The sequence below is a fragment of the Alcaligenes sp. PF14 genome, assembly GCF_037150615.1.
GTDB lineage: Bacteria > Pseudomonadota > Gammaproteobacteria > Burkholderiales > Burkholderiaceae_B > Alcaligenes > Alcaligenes phenolicus.
Genome location: NZ_JBAGRS010000001.1, coordinates 538,982 through 560,055, shown reverse-complemented (window position 1 = coordinate 560,055; position 21,074 = coordinate 538,982). Strand labels below are relative to the sequence as shown.

Sequence of the window (21,074 nt, the reverse complement as noted above, 5' to 3'; positions counted from 1 at the left end):
CCGACCCCCCCGGGTCTACAGGGTATGTATCGTCAAAAAATTATTTTTTTTCAATCCCGCCCAGTACCGTGCCATTCAGCCGGTACGAGCGCCCACGGAACAAGGCAACGCGCTTGTTGTTCTGGTTGACCACCTCGATGTCATACACCCCGGTGCGACCGGCCAGGGAGGCCTCGACCGCACGAGCGGTCAGGACGTCCCCTTCAAAGGCAGGAGCCAGGTAATCGATAGTGCAGCCGGACGCAACAGTCGGTGCATTGCGAGAATTGCAGGCAAACGCAAAGGTGCTGTCAGCCAACGCAAAAATGAAACCACCGTGACAGGTCTTGTGCCCGTTGAGCATGTCGGCGCGCACCGTCATGCTCATGTCGGCCTTGCCCGGTGCCACGCTATCCAGGCTCAGGCCCAAAGCCTGAGATGCCTGGTCATTGCCATACATATGGTCACTGACCTGCTCGGCCAGTGCTTGTGGGTCTTCAACAGCCATTGCGTTGCTTTGCATTACTTTCCTTTAAATTGGGGGGCACGCTTGCCCAGGAATGCATTAACACCCTCGCGGTAATCCTCGGATGCACCCAGTTCACGCATCAAGTCGCGCTCCAGATCCAACTGTTGATCAAGCGAATGGGCATCACTGGCATAAATCGCTTTCTTGGCGTAAGCCAGACCTTTGGTCGGTGCCTGCGCAAAATGGGCAGCCAGTTCGTTCAGGCGAGCCTGGAAAGCGTCATCGTCCACGCATTCCCAGATCAGGCCCCACTGCGCTGCCTGCTCGGCCGAGAGCTTGTCACCCAGCAAAGACAGGCCCATCGCGCGTGCCGTGCCCACCAGACGAGGCAGGAAGAAGGTACCGCCAGTGTCAGGCAGCAAGCCCAGGCGGCAGAATGGCTGGATGAAGCTGGCCGAACGAGTGGCGATCACGATGTCGCCGGCCAGAGCCAGGTTCGCGCCAGCACCGGCGGCCACACCATTGACACCCACCACCACAGGGGCCGCCAGCGCACGCAGACGGCGCACCAGCGGTGCGTAGAATTTTTCAATGGTGGCACCCAGATCCACGGGGGCATCGCCCGCGCTCATCTGACGCTCGGACAGGTCCTGGCCGGCGCAAAAGCCACGGCCATTACCGGTCAGAATCAGCACACGCAGATCCGCGCACTGTTCTACTTTATCCAGAGCCTGAGCCAGCTCGCCGTGCATATCGGCCGTGAAGCTGTTGAGCTTGTCGGGACGATTCAAGGTAATGCGTGCTACGCCATTTTCCAGCTGAAATTGAATACTTTGGTCAGTCACCTGGCCACCCTCCTTTAGAAATGCCAGCGAGTCTGAACGACGCGGAAGCGGTTAGCAACGTAGGCCGAATCCGACAGAGATGCGTTGGCAGCCGGGTTGGCGCCGGTGCCGTGGAAGTCGCTATAGGCTGCGGTCTGGTTGATGAACACAGCGCCGGTCAGGTTCAGGGACAGGGATACGCCGGAACGCTCGGCCATGCGCTGAATCTTGGCGGTCACGGCATCGTCGGTGCTGTAAGCCGACAAGGTCAGTGCGCCGTGCTCGATCACGTTGCGACCTGCCACTTCAATGCTTTGCTCGGTCGAATCGGTTTGCACCACAAAAACGATGGGGCCGAACCATTCTTGTTGAATCTCGGGCTGATCCACACGGGCCTGCAAGACCAGCGGTGTACGTACGCGGGCACCGGGGAATGCGGGGTGTTCCAGCGTCTGGCTGTCAGCCAGGATAGGCATGCCCAATTGGCGAGCCTGATCAATACGCTGTGCGCAGGCTTCGTTTTGCACGGCACCCGTAATTTCAACGGCACGGGCCGGATCGGACACCAGCTTTTGCACTGCCTGGGCCAGACCTTGAGCCACTTCGTCAAAGCTCATCACGCCATCGGCAGTACGGATACCGTCACGAGGCACGTAAATGTTTTGAGGGGCGGTACACATCTGGCCGGAGTACAGCGCAAAGGAGAACGCCAGGTTGCGGGCAACCGCCTTGAAATCCTCAACCGAATCAATAATGACCTGGTTCACACCGGCTTTTTCGGTGTAGACCAAGGCATGGCGAGCATTTTCTTCCAACCAGTTACCGTTCTGGCTGCTGCCGGTAAAGTCGATCAGCTTGACGGCCTTGTTCAGTGCCAGTTGCTGGGCGGTGTCTTCCGATGGCTCGTGAGCGGCCAGCAAGACCACATTAGGATTGAAGCCGGCTTCGGCCAGCACTTCGCGGGCGACAGCAACGGTAATGGCCAGAGGCAGAATCGCGCCAGGGTGCGGCTTCACAATTACGGTGTTACCGGTTGCCAGCGAGGCAAACAGACCGGGGTAACCGTTCCAGGTCGGGAAGGTGGAGCAACCAATCACCAGACCAATGCCACGGGGCACGACTTTGAACTGTTTCTTCATCTGGATGGGATCGTGCTTGCCCTGGGGCTTGATCCAGTCAACCAGACCGGGGATACGGGACATTTCCTGCCAGGCATAGGCCACGGCTTCCAGCGCACGTTCCTGAGCGTGAGGGCCACCGGCCTGGAAGGCCATCATGAAGCCCTGACCCGTGGTGTGCTGCACAGCGTGAGCGATCTCGAAGCTGCGCTGATTCAAGCGATGCAGGATTTCCAGACAAATACCCACCCAGGCTTGCGGGCCAGCATCGCGCCAGCTGTCCAACGCCAGTTGCGACTGAGCCAGCAATTGGTCCACCGGCACTTTGGGGTAGCTAATGCCCAGATCAAAACCAAAAGGCGATTGCTCGTTGCCGACTTCACCTTGTGCGCCTTCCAGCGTCAAGGGAAAGGCTTTGCCACGGTAGGCTTCAAAAGCAGCCTGACCATCCTGAGCCGCGGTTTCACCGTAGGCGCGCGGGCTGGGATTTTCAGGATAAGCGCTCCAGAAGTTGCGCTCCAGAATACTGCTCAAAGCCTGATCCAGCGTTGCCTGATGCGTCTTGAAAAAATCTGCTGCCATACAATGTGCTCCTGAAACTAGTAGGACGCCAAGCTGGGAAGCTGGCGTCCAGATTCTTGAAAAACCGCTATGTTGCTGCGGTCTTAGGTTTCCTGATCGAAGTCAATCACCACCCGGTCGGTAACCGGAAAGCTTTGGCAACTGAGCACGAAACCGCGGGCTACTTCGTAATCTTCCAATGCAAAGTTGGCGTCCATGTCCACTTCGCCCTCTACCACTTTGCAACGGCAGGTAGAACAAACCCCACCTTTACAGGAGTAAGGCAATTCCAGCCCTTGCTCCAGTGCCGCGTCCAGAATGCTGCTGTTGCTTTTGCTGATAGTCAGGTTGCGGGTAATGCCGTCCTGAATCACGGTCAGCTCGCACTCTTCCTTGCCCGGAGCCTTGCGAGACTCTTCGCCCGTACGTAGTGCTCGTGGGCCTTTGGGAGCGCCGAACAGCTCGAACTTGATCTGGGATTTTTCCAGGCCGTTTTCCTGCAAGGCAGCAACCACCTGCTCGCTCATGTCCTGGGGACCACACACAAAGGCCACGTCCACACTGGCTGGATCAAACCATTGCTGCATCAGCTGACGCACTTTTTCGCCATCCAGACGGCCGTTGAACAGGTCGATATCCTGCGTTTCCCGGCTCATGATATACACGATGGAGAAACGTTCCATATAGGTGTTTTTCAGGTCCTCGATCTCTTCGCGGAACATGATGGCCGAGGAAGCACGGTTACCGAAAAACAGCGTGAAAGTGGACTTGGGCTCGGTATCCAGCGCGGTTTTTACCAGCGACAGAATCGGTGTAATGCCACTACCGACCGCAAAGGCGGCGTAACGGTGGGCCTGGCTGGGATCAAAGTCCACGGTGAAGTTGCCATCAGGCGGCATCACTTCCAGGGTGGCGCCCGCTTCCAGATGACTATTGGCCCAGGTGGAGAAAGCGCCATCATTCACACGCTTGATCGCCACGCGCAGCAACCGATCGTGCGGAGCCGCACAGATCGAGTAGGAGCGGCGCAATTCCTGGCCATCCAGGTGAGTGCGCAAGGTCAGGTACTGACCGGGACGAAACTGAAACACATCCTGCAAATCCTCGGGCACGGTAAAGGCCACCACCACGGCGTCGCGGGTGCTGCGGGAGACCGAAGCCACAGGAAGAGAATAAAACTGACTCATAGGACTAATGCGCCTTAAAGTAATCGAATGGTTCACCGCAGCTGATGCAGCGATACAGCGCTTTACAGGGTGTGGAGCCAAACTGGCTGATCACCCGTGTATGCGTGGAGCCGCATTGAGGACAGGCCACCACGGGCGCCTCGGGCTGACGCAGCAAACCAGAAATATCAACCGCACTTTGGGCCGGAGGAGCGATACCGTAGTCGCGCAAGGCCAGCTTGCCCTGCTCGCTCATCCAATCGGTCGTCCAGGCCGGTGACAACTTGGTATCCACCCGAACCTGCTCGATACCGGCCTGTTGCAAGGCCTGTTCAATCGAGTGGCTCATCTCGTACATCGCCGGACAACCGGAGTAGGTCGGTGTGATGGTGACCACACACACGTCCTGCTCCCAACTCACGTCACGCACAATGCCCAGGTCCAGCAGGGAGATCACGGGGATCTCCGGGTCTGGAACCGTGGCCAGCACTTGCATGACCTGCTCGGTGCTCCAGGTCTGTGTCATGGCGATCACCAAGTGGCGTCAGGATACATACGTGGCAGGTGCTGCATTTCTGCCAACAGAAACCCTAACGCTTCCGTGTGACGGCCTTGGGGACCACCACGGTAGGCCTTGTGCTGAGCATCCTGCTCGGCCGGGCAACGCAAGGTGGCGCGCTCCAGCGCATTCTGGATGTACTCCAGGCAAGGCTGCCACAGGCTGGCCATCAACGGCACAGCCTGACGCTGAGCCAGTTCCTCGGTGACCTCGTCATCCAGGAACAGCTCACCCAGGTAGAACCAGGCATCATCAATGGCTTTTTGCATGCGCTTGTGGCTTTCCGGGGTGCCATCACCCAGGCGCACGATCAAGTCGGTCGAGCGGCGCAGGTGATACAGCACTTCCTTATGCGCCTTCTGGGCAATCTCGCGAATCTGCTCGTCGCTGGATTCGATCAACTGCTCCAGCAGGAAGCAATGCCAGGCATCAAACAGGAACTGACGTGCCAGCGTGTCGCCGTAGTGACCATTCTCGCGCTCCACCAACAAGTAGTTGGTGTACTCGTGGACGTCTCGGTGATAGGCCAGACGATCTTCGTCCCGGCCCTGACCTTCGGTCTCACCTGCCAGTGTCAGCCACATACGGGCCTGACCCAGCAAGTCCAGTGCCGTATTGGCACAGGCCAGTTCTTCTTCCAGAGCCGGGCCGTGGCCAGTCCACTCACCCAGGCGCTGAGCCAGCACCAGGGTGGAATCGCCCATGCGCAGGGCGTAGGAAAACAAAGCTTTGTCCATACCAGTTCCTACATATTGATGCCGTCAGGCATGGGGAAAAACGTAGGGTGACGGTAGACCTTGGTGTTGGATGGCTCGAACAGCGGGCCTTTGTCACCAGGGCTGGAAGCAGCGATATCGGCTGCACGTACGACCCAGATGCTCACGCCTTCGTTACGGCGGGTGTACACATCACGGGCATTGTTGATGGCCATTTCGGCGTCCGGAGCATGCAGGCTGCCTACGTGCTTGTGGGCCAAGCCATGCTGGCTGCGAATGAAAACTTCCCACAGGGGCCAATCGTTCTTGCTCATAACTGAAAATTCCTTGCTGTGCAGCGGCGCTGTCAAAGCGCCTGCTGCGAATCGGATCGAATCAGAAACCGTGCTGGTTTCCTGGCCTTCTTGATCAGGCCACCTTGCGGACGGCTTCCTGCTTTTGGGCATGTGCATCCAGTGCATCACGGAACCAGGCGCCGTTCTCGTGGGCCTGGACTCGGGCTTCGAGTCGCTCACGATTACAGGGACCATTGCCCTTGATCACCGCCCAGAATTCTTCCCAGTCGATCTCGCCAAAGTCGTAGTGACCGCGCTCTTCGTTCCAGCGCAGATCAGGGTCAGGAATGGTCAGACCCAGGTACTCGGCCTGAGGCACGGTCTGGTCCACCATCTTCTGGCGCAGTTCGTCGTTGGAGAACAGCTTGATCTTCCACTGCATGGACTGGGCGCTGTTGGTGGAGTCCGCATCCGAAGGACCGAACATCATCAAGGCAGGCCACCACCAGCGGTTGATGGAATCCTGAACCATGGCCTTTTGCTCCGGCGTACCGTGCAGGCACATCTGAATCAGCAGGTCGTAACCCTGGCGCTGGTGGAAGGACTCTTCCTTGCACACGCGCACCATGGCACGGGCATAAGGACCGTAGGAGCAGCGGCACAGCGGAATCTGGTTGATGATGGCCGAGCCATCGACCAGCCAGCCGATCATGCCGATATCGGCCCAGTTCAATGTTGGGTAGTTAAAAATACTGGAGTACTTGGCTTTGCCCGACAGCAGATCGTCGACCAGCTTGTCACGGCTTACGCCCAGCGTTTCGGCCGCGCTGTACAGGTACAGACCGTGACCGGCCTCGTCCTGCACCTTGGCCATCAAGATGGCTTTGCGCTTGAGCGAAGGGGCGCGAGTAATCCAGTTACCTTCGGGCAGCATCCCGACAACCTCGGAGTGTGCGTGCTGAGAAATCTGGCGAACCAAGGTTTTGCGATAGGCTTCGGGCATCCAGTCCCTGGCTTCGATGCGGACACCCTCATCGATGCGCTCTTGGAACCGACGCTCTTCGTCGGACATCTGCTCGATATCCTGGACCTGCTTGACGCCTGTCTCTACAAGTTGTGCATACATGACCATCCCCGGTAAGAGTGCAGAAAGCGCCCAAACAAATTTGTTTCGACGCAAACCATATACACTTCATTATTTAATACGAAAAATGTGATGTCAATCGTAAAACCGTATCATATGGCCTTGAAGCAGATACTTTAAGGGTAAATACTTAGACGTAAAAAAACCGAGGTGCGACAAATCGCTATCCTCGGTTTTGATCCTGCCAATGTGTCCCCGCCTACAGCTGCAGCACGCTCACGAACCGTGCTGGGACCCGCATCCCTTCCGCCCTGCCTGCCCTTCCCGTTTACAGACGGATGAAGTGCTCGCGGTAGTGTTTCAGCTCGTCAATGGACTCGTAAATATCGGCCAAGGCCTCGTGGCGGCTTTGCTTGACGAAACTTTTAACCACTTCAGGCTTCCAACGCAAAGCCAGTTCTTTCAGAGTGCTGACATCCAGATTGCGATAGTGGAAGAAAGCCTCCAGACGAGGCATGTAGCGGTACATGAAACGACGGTCCTGGCTGATGGTGTTGCCACACAGGGGCGACTTGCCAGCCGGTACGTGCTCTTTCAGGAATTCCAGCAACTGATCCTCGGCTTGCGCTTCGGTCAGGGTAGAAGCTTTGACCTTGTCGATCAGGCCGCTACGGCCATGCGTACCCTTGTTCCAGGCGTCCATGCCATCGAGCAATGCATTGCTTTGATGAACCACCAGAACCGGGCCTTCCGCCACCAGAGTCAAGTCTGCTTCTGTTACCACGACCGCAACTTCGATGATGCGCTCTTTGTCCGGATCCAGTCCTGTCATCTCCATATCGAGCCAGACCAGACGCTGTGTATGAACCGCCATATAATCATTCCTCAAAACGCCCATTTTACATATAGCCGCCTACATGCTGACTTTGTTGTTCATTATCTTTCTGCTTGCAGACGTTTTGCTGCGCTTTTATTTAGGCCTGCGGCAGATCCGGCACGTTTATCGTCATCAGAACGAGGTGCCGGCCGAGTTTTCCGAACGCATTGGCCTGCATAGCCATCAACGTGCGGCACGCTACACCATCGCACGCACCCGGCTGGGTTTAAGCGAGCGTCTGGTAGAGGCCCTGGTCTTGCTGGGCTTTACGCTGCTGGGCGGTCTGCAATGGCTGGATGTCACGCTGGGCAACTGGATCAGTCATGAACTGCTGCGTCAGCTAACCCTGATTGGCACGGTCCTGGCGATTATGGGTGTCGTGGGCCTGCCTTTTGCCTGGTATCGCAAGTTTGTACTGGAAGCGCGCTTTGGTTTTAACCGCATGAAGCCTGCCCTGTTCTTTGCCGATACCGCCAAAACTCTGATCATCGTCCTGATTCTGGGTACACCCTTGTGTGCCGCCCTGCTCAGCCTGATGGATTGGGCCGGCCCGTCCTGGCCCTGGTACGGCTGGGGTCTGTGGCTGGTTTTCAATCTGCTGGTGCTGTGGCTGTACCCGCGCGTTATCGCCCCCATTTTCAATACCTTCAAACCACTGGAAGATGCCAGCCTGCGTGAACGCATCAATGCCCTGGCGCAGCGTTGCGGCTTTCAGACCAACGGCTTGTATGTGATGGATGGCTCGCGCCGCTCCGCCCATGGCAATGCGTACTTCACCGGCCTGGGTCGCCAAAAGCGCATCGTGTTTTTTGATACCTTGCTGAACAAGCTGCAGCCCGAAGAAGTGGAAGCCGTGCTGGCGCATGAGCTGGGCCACTTCAAGCATCGCCATATCCAGCGCCGTCTGCTGATCAGCGTATTCACATCCCTGATCTTTTTTCTGCTGGCCGGCTGGGCCTGGGGCAAGGTGGGCTTTTATACCGGGCTGGGCGTGATTCCCCAGTTAGGTCGCCCCAACGACGCCCTGGCCCTGATCCTGTTCTTTATGGTGGTGCCTACCTTCACCTTCTGGATGGGCCCCTTGAGCGCCCTGCTCTCGCGCCGGGACGAATATCAGGCCGACAGCTTTGCCGCCCAGCACAGCCAGGCCCAGGACTTGATCAGCGCCTTGCTCAAGCTCTATAACGACAATGCCGCAACCTTGACGCCCGACCCTATGCACTCTGCCTTTTACGATAGCCACCCCAACGCGATTGATCGCATTCGACACCTGAAAAGCCTGGCATGACATCTAAATACCTTAGCGGTCTGGTGACCGCCGCCCATGGTCGTCACTACTTTGTCGAACTGCCTGATGGCGAAACGATCAAGTGCTTCCCTCGTGGAAAAAAAGCCGGGATTGCGGTTGGCGATCAAGTCGATGTGTTGATGCAGGCCAAAGGGGAAGGCTCTATTGAGGCGGTGCAAGAAAGGCGCAATCTGCTATATCGCTCTGACGACTTCCGCACCAAGCAGTTTGCCGCCAATATTGATCAGCTTCTGATTGTGGTGGCACCAGAACCCGTTTACTCCGAAGACTTGCTGGGACGCGCCCTGGTCGCGGCCTGGAGTGTGGATATTGAGCCGGTGATTATTCTGAACAAGGCCGATCTGAGCACCCACCTGGAGCGCGCACGCGCCAAGCTGGCCCCTATCGCCGCCCTGGGCGTCCCTATTCTGGAAATGGTGGCGCTGGAGCCAGAACAGACACGGGAAGCGCTGGCCCCCTGGCTGGCGAACAAACGTACCTTGCTGCTGGGGCAAAGCGGCATGGGTAAATCCACCCTGCTCAATGCCCTGGTCCCGGATGCCGGCGCGCTGACCCAGGAATACTCGCAAGCCTTGGGGGCGGGCCGACACACAACCACCAGCACCCGCCTGTATCACCTGCCCAATAGCGGCGACCTGATCGACAGCCCCGGCTTCCAGGCCTTTGGCCTGTCGCATATGACACAGGAAGATATTGCGCACGGCTTCCCCGATTTCCGAAAAGCGGTGGAGTCTTGCCGCTTTTATAACTGCACCCACAGGCATGAACCGGGCTGTGGCGTGCTGGCGGCCATCGAAGCAGGCAGCATTCACCCTGAACGGCACGCGCTATACCAGCGTTTGCTGGCCGAGCACGAAAACAAGCCACGCTATTAGGGGAACAAGGGGCAAAGCAAAATGCCCCTTTTTTGTGAGGGCGGAATACGCTGCAAAGCGCCCGCCTGTCAGGCCTGATTACAGGCTTTTGGCGTGAGTGTCCCCACCGGCAGACAACTGCACCCAGGCAGCCGACAAGTGGTGGTAAAGATTACGGATCAAGACCGCCGTGGCACCCCAGATAAAGTACGGCCCCCAAGGGATGGAGAAGTAGTAACGCCCTGCCCCGTCCGGCAAATCGGCGTGATGCAATTGATGACGCTGCGGGTCCAGCAGCACCGACAAGGGCACTTCAAAGACCTCGGCCACTTCAGAGCTATCGGGCAACACCTGAAAACCCTCTTGCAGCTCGCCAATAATGGGGCGCATCGCAAACTGGGTACTGGTGACAAAAATAGGATGCTGACCCAGATAACGCACAAAGCGCGGCTCGATGCCGATCTCTTCCTGGGTTTCACGCAAGGCGGCTTCGACCGGCCCCAGATCCGAGGCTTCAATACGTCCGCCGGGAAAACTGATCTGCCCTGCATGATTGTGCAAGTGCATGGCCCGACGCGTAAAAATAACGGTGGGCCCTTCGGGGCGCTGCATCACACCAATACAGACGGCGGAGCGCACATTCATGGAACCGGGCAAAAACTCTGGATAAAAGGAGCTGCGAAACAAAGGCTCGACCTGCCACTGTATGGGCTGGGCAAAAGCGCTACGCAGAAAATCCAGTTGCTGGGCCTGAGCAGGCAATTCAGGCAAAGAGTCTAATGCAACCAGAGGCTGGCTGCGAGGGTCGAATCCAGGAACGATAACGGGCCTGATACGAGGCTTATCCATAAGAACTGGTATGTGATCCCACATAAAAACAAAGGCACCCGCCTGGGTGCCTTTGCATCGCTGTTCGCTTGGGAATTAGTTACCCGAACGACGAACGAGTTTTTCTTTGATGCGAGCGGCTTTACCCGAGCGATCGCGCAGATAGTACAGTTTAGCACGACGCACAGCGCCACGACGCTTGACTTCGATGCTGGCGATCTGAGGGGAATACAGCTGGAATGTACGCTCAACAGCTTCGCCCGAAGAAATCTTGCGAACGATGAAAGAAGAGTTCAGACCACGATTGCGACGGCCGATAACCACACCTTCGTAAGCCTGGACACGCTTACGCGTACCTTCAACCACGTTTACGTTCACAACAACAGTGTCACCAGGACCGAACTCGGGAGGCAGCTTGCCACCGGTCAGGCGCTGGATTTCTTCTTGCTCAAGAATAGCGATCAAATCCACGATTGACTCCAAAACCATCGTATCAGCCGCACACATTATAAAAATCGCGCTGACAGAGGATGAAAAAAATGATTAGCCCATGATTCTATCAGCAAAAAGCCTGAATTACCAAGCTTTTTGACTGATCGGGGCTTCGTTTCCCGGCGTTTAACTACGCTAAAATACGACACTTTGGGCACGGTGCCCCCGTATTAAACGCAGCAAAGGCGGAAATTTACTCGATTCGCCCTCCCCTTGGCAAAAAGGGGCCGACCTTATCAAAGGACACAGTCTATGCATGCTGAATACAAAGTCCCTGGCGGCAAGCTGGTCGTGATCGATCTGGATGTCAAAGATCATATGATCGAACAAGCACGATTGAGCGGCGACTTTTTTCTGGAACCTCCCGAAGCACTGGGCCTGATCAATCAAGCCCTGCAGGGCCTGTCCGTCAACAGCAGTGCTGAAGAAATTGCGGCTCATGTTAGCCGCGCCCTGCCTGCCGACATCGAAATGTTCGGTCTGGACCCGCAGGCCATTGGCGTGGTCGTGCGGAGGGCCTTGGCATGATGAGCTGGAACGAGTTGCCCTGGGAACTGGTCCATATGGAGCCGCAACCCGCTGCCCTGCATATGGCCCTGGATGAAATCATCACCCAGGAAGTCAGTGAAGGCACCCGCGCCCCCACCCTGCGCATCTGGGAATGGCAAGAAGCGGCAGTGGTGATTGGGCGTTTCCAGTCCCTGCGCAATGAAATTGAAGCCGAGGCAGCTGCCCGTCACGGTATACGCGTCGTGCGCCGTATCAGTGGCGGTGGTGCCATGTTCATCGAGCCAGGCAACACCATAACGTATTCGCTTAGCGTACCCAAGCAGTTTGTAGCCGGCATGACGTTTCAGGAGTCCTACGAGTTTCTGGATTCCTGGGTGATCGAAGCCCTACGGGAAATTGGTATTGATGCCTGGTACCAACCGCTGAACGACATTACCAGTGCTGGTGGAAAAATTGGCGGCGCCGCACAAGCACGCCGTGGCAATGCTGTATTGCACCATGTGACCATGGCCTACGATATTGATGCTGACAAGATGCTGGAAGTCCTGCGCATCGGTAAGGAAAAACTCTCGGACAAAGGCACCACCAGCGCCAAGAAACGCGTGGACCCTATCCGCAGTCAAACCGGCATGAGCCGCGAGGCTGTGATTGAAGCCATGCTGGACGTGTTCCGCAAAAAGACGGCACTTCAACCCCGCACACTGGAAACACCCACACTGGAGCAGGCCGAAAAACTGGCACGGGACCGTTTCCTGTCAAACGACTGGACACAACTGGTGCCCTGATCGCCCCTTGGAACAGCACAAGGGCGTGGCCTTAAAACCCGCCCATGCTGCCCAACCACAACAAGCCAGGAATACTGGCACCCCACACGGCAACCAAACACACATCCATGACCTTGGCCTTGAAAGACAGAGGCTTGGTGAACGGACTGGACGAGGCTGCGGAACGGACTGGGCCACGGAAACGAGGAGTGGCTTGAGGACGGTAATGACGGCTTGGACTGGGCATGGCTAACTCCGATTACTGTTTTCTTATACAGTACTGTACTTAAAACCAGCTTTTAGTGCAATTAGTACCTGCGCGAATGTTGCGCCTTGTCCACTGATGCGCTGAACCCCAGTCCTGAAGCCAGCTGCAGTCAATTTCTTACCAGGCTTGGCTTGCCTGCCCTCTCCCCTCCGCAGCTGGAAAACTGTGATTACCCCGTGGTTTTATACAGTAGTTCTATGCCGTAATTGTGATCCCCAGAAACCCTTGAAAAAACACCAGGACATGCGCTGAGCCCAAGCGAGAGCTGCCTACTTGGAAAGGCTGTACCCATAAAAAAGCCCTCGTGCCATAAGCAGGAGGGCTTTTTGTCTGAGCCTAAAGACCAAGTGGCAATTACTTGTTAGGCTGAGGCGTCACACGCAGGTAAGGACGGATCTCGGTGTAGCCTTTGGGGAATTTCTGCTTCAGAACTTCCGGATCTTTCAGGCTGGGAACGATGATCACGTCGTCGCCGTCTTCCCAGTTCACTGGCGTGGCCACGCTGTGGCTGTCGGTCAGTTGCAGGGAATCGATCACGCGCAGGATCTCGTTGAAGTTGCGGCCCGTGCTGGCTGGGTAAGTGATGATCAGACGCACTTTCTTGGCCGGGTCGATGATGAACACCGAACGCACAGTCACGGTGGTGCTGGCGTTGGGGTGAATCATATCGTACAGATCCGACACCTTGCGGTCAGCATCAGCCAGGATGGGGAAGTTAACGGTGGTTTTTTGTGTTTCGTTGATGTCATCAATCCACTTGCCGTGGGAATCAACGTCGTCAACGGAAACGGCAATCACTTTCACGCCGCGCTTGGCGAACTCGTCCGCCAGTTTGGCGGTGTAACCCAGTTCGGTGGTGCACACAGGCGTAAAGTCGGCTGGGTGGGAGAACAGAACGCCCCAGCTATTACCCAAGAACTCGTGAAACTTGATGGTGCCAGCGGAGGATTTTTGTTCAAAATCAGGGGCCAGGTCACCCAGACGAAGTGTAGCCATTACGTTCCTCTTTTCGAAATGCAGCCGCGATCAGGAGATCACCGACTTAAATAATCAGGACTAGTCAGATGATTTTGTCAGTATAAAGAGCACGTTTCAAATAATTAAACGTTATATCAATATACCCAAAAAAGGCCCGGCAGCCAAAGAAGCGGCGCGGGCCTTTATGCCTTGGGGCTGATCGAGTTACAGCAGCTCAGTCGACAGGTAAGGAGTCAGCTCCACACCATCCGCTACGGACTGTGCCAAGGCACCGGCACGTGGCAGCAAGTGGCTGGCAAAGAACACGCTGGTCGAGAGCTTGCGGCGCAGGAATGGATCCTGGCTGCCTTCGCTCAATGCTTTCTCCGCAGCCAAAGCGGCACGGGCCATCTGCCAGCCAGTCAGCACATAGCCGGACAGCATCAAGAATGGCACGCTGCCCAGGAACACGGCAGGCAGGTCTTTCTGAGCGTTCATCAAGGTGAACATGGCAGCGCGTTCCACGCTCTTCACTCCGGCTTCCAGACGATCGGCGATCAAGGTCAACGCCGCTTTGTGATCACCGCCTTGAGCCGCACGCTCACGCAGCTTGGCAACAGTTGCACCCAACTCGGGAGCCAAGCCCTGGATCACAGCACCGGCGTCACGCAGAACCTTGCGACCGATGAAGTCATTGGCCTGAATCGCGGTTGTCCCTTCGTAGATAGGCAGAATGCGCGAGTCACGGTAATGCTGGGCCGCACCAGTTTCCTCGATAAAGCCCATACCACCGTGCACCTGCACGCCCAGGGAAGTCACTTCCAGGGACATTTCAGTGCTGAAACCCTTGACCACAGGCACCAGGAATTCGTACAGAGCCTGGTAGCGCTTGCGGGCATTTTCGTCGGCACTGTGACGCGCCTTGTCGTTCACACCGGCAGCAAAGTAAGCCAAGGCACGGGAGCCTTCTGTCAGGGCACGCATTTGCATCAACATGCGCTGCACGTCGGGGTGATGGGCAATCGACACAGCCTTGCCGCCAGTCAGAGGCGCACCCTGTACACGCTCGTTGGCGTATTCAAGAGCCTGCTGGAATGCACGTTCGGCCACGGCGATACCTTGCACGCCCACCGCGTAACGGGCCGCGTTCATCATGATGAACATGTACTTCAGGCCTTCGTTTTCCTTGCCGACCAGGTAGCCGACGGCACCCTCGCCCACCTCACCCTTGCCTGAGCCGTACAGCAGCACAGCGGTTGGGCTACCGTGGATGCCCAGCTTGTGCTCCAGCGAAGCACACCAGACGTCGTTACGGGCGCCCAGGGAGCCATCGTCGTTCACCATGAACTTGGGCACGATGAAAAGCGAGATCCCTTTCACACCGGCAGGTGCATCAGGCGTACGGGCCAGCACCAGATGGACGATGTTCTCGGCCATATCGTGCTCACCGTAGGTGATGAAAATCTTTTGACCGCTGATGCGGTAGCTGCCATCATCCTGAGGAACAGCACGGCTGGCAACTTGGGCCAGATCCGAACCGGCCTGAGGCTCGGTCAAGTTCATGGTGCCGGTCCAGCGGCCTTCCAGCAAGGGAGGCAGGAAACGTTGTTTCTGTTCTTCCGAGCCAACCATGGACACGGCTTCGATCACGCCGTCGGTCAGCAACGGACACAGGGAAAAAGCCAGGTTGGCAGCATTGATATTTTCACATGCCACGGCGCCGATCAGCTTGGGCAAGCCTTGGCCACCCAGTTCGGCTTCGTGCTGCAAACCCTGCCAGCCAGCTTTTGCAAATTCTTCAAAGGCTTTCTTGAAGCCGGGTGTGGTGGTGACCACACCATCATTCCACTTGGCGCCATTCTGATCACCGGCGCGGTTCAAAGGTGCTACTTCCTGCTCAACGAAGCGGGCGTTCTCATCAATAATGGCATCGATCAACTCGGCCGAGAAATCCTCAAAGCCAGGCAATTCCAGCACACCAGGTAGATCAGCCAGCTCTGTAAGTGCAAAGCGGATGTCTTGGGTGGGTACACGATACGTCATGAACACTCCTACACAGAAACAAAAAGGACCGAAGCCACAATCAGGCCCCTAGGATATACGCACTGAAAAAAAGCCTGCTGGAGAAGTCCCCAGCAGGCCGATGGGCGCTTAGAGCGCTTTTTCTAACTCAGGCACAGCTTCAAACAGATCCGCGACCAAACCGTAGTCAGCCACGCCAAAAATAGGCGCTTCGGGATCTTTGTTGATCGCCACGATAACCTTGGAGTCTTTCATGCCAGCCAAGTGCTGGATGGCACCGGAAATACCCACGGCCACGTATAGCTGAGGAGCCACGATCTTGCCTGTCTGCCCCACCTGCCAGTCGTTCGGAGCATAGCCGGCGTCCACTGCAGCGCGCGAAGCACCCAGTGCCGCGCCCAGCTTGTCAGCCAGACCGTCCAGCAATTTGAAGTTTTCGGCGCTGCCCATACCGCGACCACCGGACACGACCACACCGGCACCCGCCAGCTCAGGACGGTCGCTCTTGGCCACTTCACGGCTGACGAACGTAGAACGGCCCGAATCAGCCACGGCGCTCAGCTCTTCAACAGCGGCACTACCACCTTCAGCGGCCACAGCGTCAAAGGCGGTGGTACGCACGGTGATCACTTTAACGGCATCGCTGGACTGAACGGTCGCCACAGCATTACCGGCATAAATAGGACGGGTGAAGGTATCCGCCGACTCCACGGACAAAATGTCCGACACTTGGGCAACATCCAGCTTGGCCGCAACGCGAGGGGCAATGTTCTTGCCCGAAGCGGTTGCCGGGAACAGGATGTGGCTGTAATTGGAGGCGATGGCCAGCACTTGGGCAGCCACGTTCTCGGCCAGGCCTTCAGCCAATGCAGGGCCATCGGCCAACAGGACCTTGCTGACACCCTGAGCCTTGGCAGCCGCCTGGGCCACGCCAGCAGCCTGGTTGCCTGCGACCAGAACATGCACATCACCGCCGATCTTCTGAGCGGCAGCCAGGGCGTTGAGCGTTGCAGCCTTCAGCTGCTGATTGTCGTGCTCGGCAATAACAAGGATAGCCATTTAAATCACCTTCGCTTCGTTCTTCAGTTTCTCGACCAGTGTGGCAACATCGGGCACCATAATGCCGGCAGCACGAGCTGGAGGCTCAGTCACTTTCAGAGTTTTGATACGAGGAGCCACATCAATGCCCAGCTCTTCGGGAGTCAAGGTTTCCAAAGGCTTTTTCTTGGCCTTCATGATGTTGGGCAGTGTCACGTAACGAGGCTCGTTCAGGCGCAGGTCGGTGGTGATCACAGCGGGCAGGCTCAGTTTCAGTGTTTCCAGACCGCCGTCCACTTCACGAGTGACCGACACGCTGTCGCCCGAAACTTCAACTTTGCTGGCAAAAGTGGCTTGTGGCCAGTCCAGCAAGGCAGCCAGCATCTGACCAGTCTGGTTGGCGTCATCGTCGATCGCCTGTTTGCCCAGAATCACGAGCTGAGGCTGTTCTTTGTCCACCACGGCCTTGATCAGCTTGGCCACGGCCAAAGGCTGCAACTCAGCATCGGTTTGCACCAGGGTGGCCCGATCCGCACCAATGGCCAAAGCCGTGCGCAGCGTCTCCTGGCTTTGTGCAACGCCGCAAGAAAGAGCGATCACTTCAGTGGCTGCACCGCTTTCTTTGAGGCGAGTGGCCTCTTCGACAGCGATTTCGTCAAAGGGGTTCATGGACATTTTCACATTGGCAATGTCCACCCCGGTTTGGTCAGATTTCACGCGCACCTTGACGTTATAGTCAACTACGCGTTTCACGGGTACTAACACCTTCATGTAATGTTCTCCAGTGCAGTCTTAAATAAAAATTATTCTGTTGAAATAAGGCTTTAGAAGAATTCCAAAGCCCGAAGCCACTCGCCTAAAGCCCGGCGAAGGCCTTGATGTGAGCCACCACGCTGCGCCCCAGGGACGAGGGATCGTACCCCCCTTCCAGCATACTGACCAGACGTTGTCCGGCACTAGGCGCACTGGCCTGGACCACCATAGCGGTCAATTCCGCATAATCGGCCTCAACCAAGCTGAGCTGTCCCATTTCATCTTCACGGTGGGCATCAAAGCCGGCCGAGAAAAAGACAATTTCAGGGGCAAACGCCTCTATGCGGGGCAAACAAACCTGTTTGAACAGATCGATAATCTGAGCAGACTTGGTGTAGGCCTCAACCGGTATATTTACCATGTTTTGCGCCGCCGGGTCCTGAAAGGAATCAGGAAAAAACGGGGACTGAAAGAAACTGCACATCAGAACCCGCTCGTCGCCGGCAAAAATCTGCTCGGTTCCATTGCCGTGGTGCACATCAAAATCCACGATCAGCACACGCTTGAGGCCATATTTTTCCATCGCATAGGCCACGGCCACAGCGATATTGTTAAAAAAACAAAACCCCATCGCCCGCGCCCGCTCGGCATGATGACCGGGAGGTCGTACCGCACAAAATGCGCCCGTCGCCCCTTCGTTCATGACGCCATCGACTGCATCCAGGCCCGCTCCGGCAGCGGCATAGGCAGCTTCCAGAGTGTGCGGATTCATCAAGGTGTCCGGATCGATATTGAAATACCCCTGCTGCGGCAATTGCTCTTTGAGCTTTTGCACATAAGCGGCATCGTGTACCCGCAAGATATCCTCATCCGTCGCCAGCCTTGCCTGTCGCTGAACCAGATAGGATGCCAGACCGCTTGATAGCAGTTGATCGTTTATGGCATCCAGTCGCTGCGGACTTTCCGGATGCCATCGGCCCATCTCATGCAAATGGCATGATGGATGGATAAAATATAGTGTCTCCATGAGGATGGATTATGTTCAGACCCACTCGAATTTTGCAAGCAGTACTGATCGCGCTGAGCACTGCCGGCTGCGCCACAACCACTTCCCAAGCTCCGTCCACGGACACCAAACCCAGCAGCGGCGCGGCCCTCCAGACCTCGGTAAAAAAAACCGGCACCGTCGCAATCAAGGCTTTGGCCGAACCCGAGTCCATTCAGGCCGGTGAATCTCGCTCTGGTCGGACACAATTTTTTAAATTAAACGGTGAATTAAACGATGACATTGCGAGCTACGCCCAGGAAGTGGCGACAGTACGCAAGATCCCGCTGGATGTCGTCACCGACATGTTGCAACAAGCTCAATATAACGAGACCGCCGCTAAATTAATGCGCCCCACCAAAGGGCGCATCAAGCGCAGTTGGGTAACGTATAAAAAACGCAATGTAGACCCGGCCCGCATTCAAGGTGGCGTCCAGTTCTGGCAAAAACATCGCCTGGCCTTGGACCAGATTTCCAAAGACTATGGTGTACCGCCCTCTATTATTGTGGCCATCCTGGGCGTGGAAACCGTCTACGGCAAAATCATGGGCGACTTCAAAGTGCTGGATGCCTTGTTTACGCTGGGCTTTGCCTATCCGGATGACAGCCGTCCCGAGCGTGGCCAGTTGTTCCGTGATCAATTAGCGGACCTGATCGAATTGCATTACCAAGGCGAGCTGGACGCACGGATTGTTCAGGGCTCATTCGCAGGCGCCATGGGTATGTCTCAATTCATGCCCGGCAGCTTGATACGCTATGCCGTTGATGGCGATGGAGATGGCCGTATTGATCTGCGCAATAACCCAGCCGATGCCATGGCGTCGATTGCCAACTTCTTGCGTGCACACGGCTGGGAACCCGGCCTGCCGGTTTTCGCTCCGGTCGAATTGAGCAACGCAAGTAAAGCGATGGTGGACGGCGGCATTTATCCCAAACTTAGTTGGGCACAACTGAATAATGCCGGTGCGACGGTGAAAGGTCAGAGCCAGAACGCAGGCCCCTGGCAGCAGGCTCAATTAGGTGTAGTGAACCTGGTGGACGAGCCACGCAATACCACCGAGTATCGCCTGGGCACGCCCAACTTCTTTGCCATTACCCATTACAACCGCAGTTACTTTTATGCCAGCTCGGTCGCCGATCTGGCTTCCGAACTGGCCAAACAAATGGGCTATGGCAACCCTAATTAATTAAAGATGCCGGTAGACAGGTAACGGTCGCCACGGTCGCACACAATGAACACGATCGTGGCGTTTTCTACGCGCTGAGCAACGCGCATGGCTGCCACCAAGGCACCGCCGGACGAAATACCGGCACAGATCCCCTCTTCAGCGGCCATACGGCGCGTCATGATCTCGGCCTCTTGCTGGCCAATTTCCTCGAACATATCCACTTTGGAGGGATCGTAAATTTTGGGCAGATACTCTTCTGGCCATTTACGAATGCCGGCAATTTGCGCCCCTGGTGCAGGCTGAGCCCCCACCACCACTATGCCGCTGTTCTGGCTGCGCAAGTAATTACCCACCCCCATGATGGTGCCCGTCGTGCCCATGGCGCTGACAAAGTGAGTGACCTGACCATCGGTTTGCTGCCAGATTTCCGGGCCGGTGCTATGCACGTGCGCAGCTGGATTATCCTTGTTGGCAAACTGATCCAGCACCTTGCCCTGCCCTTCAGCCTGCATCTTCAACGCCAGATCACGGGCATATTCCATACCGCCTTGATCCGCAGGCGTCAGAATCAACTTCGCGCCATAGGCTGTCATGGAAGCACGACGCTCCAGCGACAGGTTATCGGGCATGATCAAAATCATTTTGTAGCCACGCACGGCCGCAATCATGGCCAGGGCAATACCAGTATTGCCACTGGTGGCCTCGATCAAGGTGTCTCCCGGCTTGATATCACCGCGGCGCTCGGCCTCTTGAATCATGGAACTGGCAGCACGGTCTTTCACCGAACCGGCAGGGTTATTGCCTTCCAGCTTGGCCAACACGACATTACCGCGTGCCTGCCCAAACTCGCCTGGAATACGCTGCAAGCGAACCAAGGGGGTTTGGCCAACGGTATCTTCAATGGTGGGATAGTTTTTCATCGATCAATCTCTTACCTTGAGCAAGAAGGCAGCCAGCTCGCACTGACTGCCCATGCAGACTAAACAAACTACTAGCTTAAAGCGAGTCTACGCCCAGGGCTACGGCTTTCTTCTTATATCCGCATCGACCGTATTGGAAACCGCCTTGCTGGCGGCTTTGGCAGGTTCCACTTTCAGGCCCGACTGCTCCATCGTAATAATCTTTTTCGCGCCTATCCCTTTGACCCGGTCCGCCAAATCCTGCAAAGAGTCGAAAGGGCCACCCCGCTGGCGCTCCTCCAGAATCAACTCGGCCGTGCGGGGGCCTATACCTTTAATTTGCTGCAATTGTTGAGCATCAGCCGTATTCAAGTCGACCGCAGCGACCAAGCTCCAGGGCCCCAATAAGCAGAGGGCAAGCAGAAAGCGAAGAACGGACGCACGCCAACCTTGCATTGAGTGCAGCCAGCGATGGGAAACGGGGGACAAGATCAGGGAGGTAGACATGATAAAGGCTCCTTGGAAAGAAGCCTTTATG

At 56.5% G+C, this 21,074-nt stretch carries 24 protein-coding genes; 5 read left to right on the top strand and 19 right to left on the bottom strand.

Going from position 1 to position 21,074, the window contains the following annotated elements:
• Positions 1-40: 40 nt before the first annotated feature.
• From paaI to orn, 9 genes are all read right to left on the bottom strand, one after another.
• A complete protein-coding gene (paaI, locus tag WFM49_RS02580) occupies positions 41-502 on the bottom strand; it encodes a hydroxyphenylacetyl-CoA thioesterase PaaI (RefSeq protein ID WP_009455979.1) in 462 nt (153 codons plus the stop codon).
• A complete protein-coding gene (gene paaG / locus WFM49_RS02575; RefSeq protein ID WP_009455980.1) occupies positions 502-1,293 on the bottom strand; it encodes a 2-(1,2-epoxy-1,2-dihydrophenyl)acetyl-CoA isomerase PaaG in 792 nt (263 codons plus the stop codon). Before paaG ends, paaI begins: the two co-directional genes overlap by 1 nt.
• Before the next feature lie 14 nt (positions 1,294-1,307).
• On the bottom strand, positions 1,308-2,972 hold the full coding sequence (gene paaN / locus WFM49_RS02570) for a phenylacetic acid degradation protein PaaN (RefSeq protein ID WP_022983271.1): 1,665 nt from the start codon (positions 2,970-2,972) through the stop codon (positions 1,308-1,310).
• An 83-nt stretch (positions 2,973-3,055) separates the two neighbouring features.
• Entirely contained in the window at positions 3,056-4,138 is a 1,083-nt protein-coding gene (gene paaE, locus WFM49_RS02565) for a 1,2-phenylacetyl-CoA epoxidase subunit PaaE (protein ID WP_009455981.1), read from the bottom strand.
• A 4-nt stretch (positions 4,139-4,142) separates the two neighbouring features.
• Positions 4,143-4,643 carry a 1,2-phenylacetyl-CoA epoxidase subunit PaaD gene (gene paaD, locus WFM49_RS02560; RefSeq protein WP_009455982.1) on the bottom strand — a complete coding sequence of 167 codons (501 nt, stop codon included), beginning with the start codon at positions 4,641-4,643 and terminating at the stop codon, positions 4,143-4,145.
• 5 nt (positions 4,644-4,648) lie between these two features.
• Complete coding sequence (gene paaC, locus WFM49_RS02555) at positions 4,649-5,413, bottom strand: 1,2-phenylacetyl-CoA epoxidase subunit PaaC (protein WP_035272706.1); 765 nt, start codon at positions 5,411-5,413, stop codon at positions 4,649-4,651.
• Between the two features lie 8 nt (positions 5,414-5,421).
• Positions 5,422-5,706 (bottom strand): 1,2-phenylacetyl-CoA epoxidase subunit PaaB, encoded by a 285-nt coding sequence (gene paaB / locus WFM49_RS02550; RefSeq protein ID WP_003799192.1) that lies wholly within the window; start codon positions 5,704-5,706, stop codon positions 5,422-5,424.
• A gap of 94 nt (positions 5,707-5,800) precedes the next feature.
• On the bottom strand, positions 5,801-6,793 hold the full coding sequence (gene paaA, locus WFM49_RS02545; protein ID WP_009455984.1) for a 1,2-phenylacetyl-CoA epoxidase subunit PaaA: 993 nt from the start codon (positions 6,791-6,793) through the stop codon (positions 5,801-5,803).
• Positions 6,794-7,079: 286 nt separating this feature from the next.
• Positions 7,080-7,625, bottom strand: a complete 546-nt coding sequence (gene orn / locus WFM49_RS02540; RefSeq protein ID WP_009455985.1) for an oligoribonuclease — start codon at positions 7,623-7,625, stop codon at positions 7,080-7,082.
• Positions 7,626-7,668: 43 nt separating this feature from the next.
• Here orn and WFM49_RS02535 point away from each other — a divergent pair, with 43 nt between their 5' ends.
• Entirely contained in the window at positions 7,669-8,916 is a 1,248-nt protein-coding gene (locus WFM49_RS02535; RefSeq protein ID WP_035272704.1) for a M48 family metallopeptidase, read from the top strand.
• Complete coding sequence (gene rsgA, locus WFM49_RS02530) at positions 8,913-9,812, top strand: ribosome small subunit-dependent GTPase A (RefSeq protein ID WP_026482958.1); 900 nt, start codon at positions 8,913-8,915, stop codon at positions 9,810-9,812. The genes WFM49_RS02535 and rsgA overlap by 4 nt, the downstream gene beginning before the upstream one ends.
• A 78-nt stretch (positions 9,813-9,890) precedes the next feature.
• On the opposite strand, the gene WFM49_RS02525 is transcribed toward rsgA, so the two are convergent.
• On the bottom strand, positions 9,891-10,562 hold the full coding sequence (locus WFM49_RS02525) for an NUDIX hydrolase (RefSeq protein ID WP_009455988.1): 672 nt from the start codon (positions 10,560-10,562) through the stop codon (positions 9,891-9,893).
• 153 nt (positions 10,563-10,715) lie between these two features.
• Complete coding sequence (gene rplS / locus WFM49_RS02520) at positions 10,716-11,090, bottom strand: 50S ribosomal protein L19 (RefSeq protein ID WP_003799181.1); 375 nt, start codon at positions 11,088-11,090, stop codon at positions 10,716-10,718.
• Positions 11,091-11,363: 273 nt separating this feature from the next.
• Between rplS and WFM49_RS02515 the strand changes: the two genes are divergently transcribed.
• The gene (locus WFM49_RS02515; RefSeq protein ID WP_022983275.1) at positions 11,364-11,639 is read left to right on the top strand and encodes a biotin/lipoate A/B protein ligase; all 276 of its coding nucleotides are present in this window, start codon (positions 11,364-11,366) and stop codon (positions 11,637-11,639) included.
• Positions 11,636-12,406 (top strand): lipoate--protein ligase family protein, encoded by a 771-nt coding sequence (locus tag WFM49_RS02510; protein ID WP_035272697.1) that lies wholly within the window; start codon positions 11,636-11,638, stop codon positions 12,404-12,406. The genes WFM49_RS02515 and WFM49_RS02510 overlap by 4 nt, the downstream gene beginning before the upstream one ends.
• Before the next feature lie 31 nt (positions 12,407-12,437).
• Here WFM49_RS02510 and WFM49_RS02505 read toward each other — a convergent pair whose 3' ends face one another.
• From WFM49_RS02505 to WFM49_RS02480, 6 genes are all read right to left on the bottom strand, one after another.
• On the bottom strand, positions 12,438-12,632 hold the full coding sequence (locus WFM49_RS02505) for a hypothetical protein (RefSeq protein ID WP_250755864.1): 195 nt from the start codon (positions 12,630-12,632) through the stop codon (positions 12,438-12,440).
• A gap of 375 nt (positions 12,633-13,007) precedes the next feature.
• A complete protein-coding gene (locus WFM49_RS02500) occupies positions 13,008-13,649 on the bottom strand; it encodes a peroxiredoxin (protein ID WP_009455994.1) in 642 nt (213 codons plus the stop codon).
• A 186-nt stretch (positions 13,650-13,835) separates the two neighbouring features.
• On the bottom strand, positions 13,836-15,653 hold the full coding sequence (locus WFM49_RS02495; RefSeq protein WP_336971499.1) for an acyl-CoA dehydrogenase: 1,818 nt from the start codon (positions 15,651-15,653) through the stop codon (positions 13,836-13,838).
• A gap of 108 nt (positions 15,654-15,761) precedes the next feature.
• A complete protein-coding gene (locus WFM49_RS02490) occupies positions 15,762-16,691 on the bottom strand; it encodes an electron transfer flavoprotein subunit alpha/FixB family protein (RefSeq protein ID WP_026482963.1) in 930 nt (309 codons plus the stop codon).
• Positions 16,692-17,441 carry an electron transfer flavoprotein subunit beta/FixA family protein gene (locus tag WFM49_RS02485; RefSeq protein WP_009456000.1) on the bottom strand — a complete coding sequence of 250 codons (750 nt, stop codon included), beginning with the start codon at positions 17,439-17,441 and terminating at the stop codon, positions 16,692-16,694.
• Positions 17,442-17,526: 85 nt separating this feature from the next.
• Entirely contained in the window at positions 17,527-18,450 is a 924-nt protein-coding gene (locus WFM49_RS02480) for a histone deacetylase family protein (protein ID WP_250755865.1), read from the bottom strand.
• Between the two features lie 11 nt (positions 18,451-18,461).
• Here WFM49_RS02480 and mltB point away from each other — a divergent pair, with 11 nt between their 5' ends.
• Positions 18,462-19,655 (top strand): lytic murein transglycosylase B, encoded by a 1,194-nt coding sequence (gene mltB / locus WFM49_RS02475; protein WP_336971495.1) that lies wholly within the window; start codon positions 18,462-18,464, stop codon positions 19,653-19,655.
• Here mltB and cysM read toward each other — a convergent pair.
• Positions 19,652-20,557, bottom strand: coding sequence for a cysteine synthase CysM (gene cysM, locus WFM49_RS02470; protein ID WP_009456005.1), 906 nt, complete (start codon positions 20,555-20,557; stop codon positions 19,652-19,654). The two genes, mltB and cysM, sit on opposite strands and share 4 nt — an antisense overlap.
• 99 nt (positions 20,558-20,656) lie before the next feature.
• Entirely contained in the window at positions 20,657-21,043 is a 387-nt protein-coding gene (locus tag WFM49_RS02465; RefSeq protein WP_336971493.1) for a ComEA family DNA-binding protein, read from the bottom strand.
• Between the last annotated feature and the right edge of the window lie 31 nt (positions 21,044-21,074).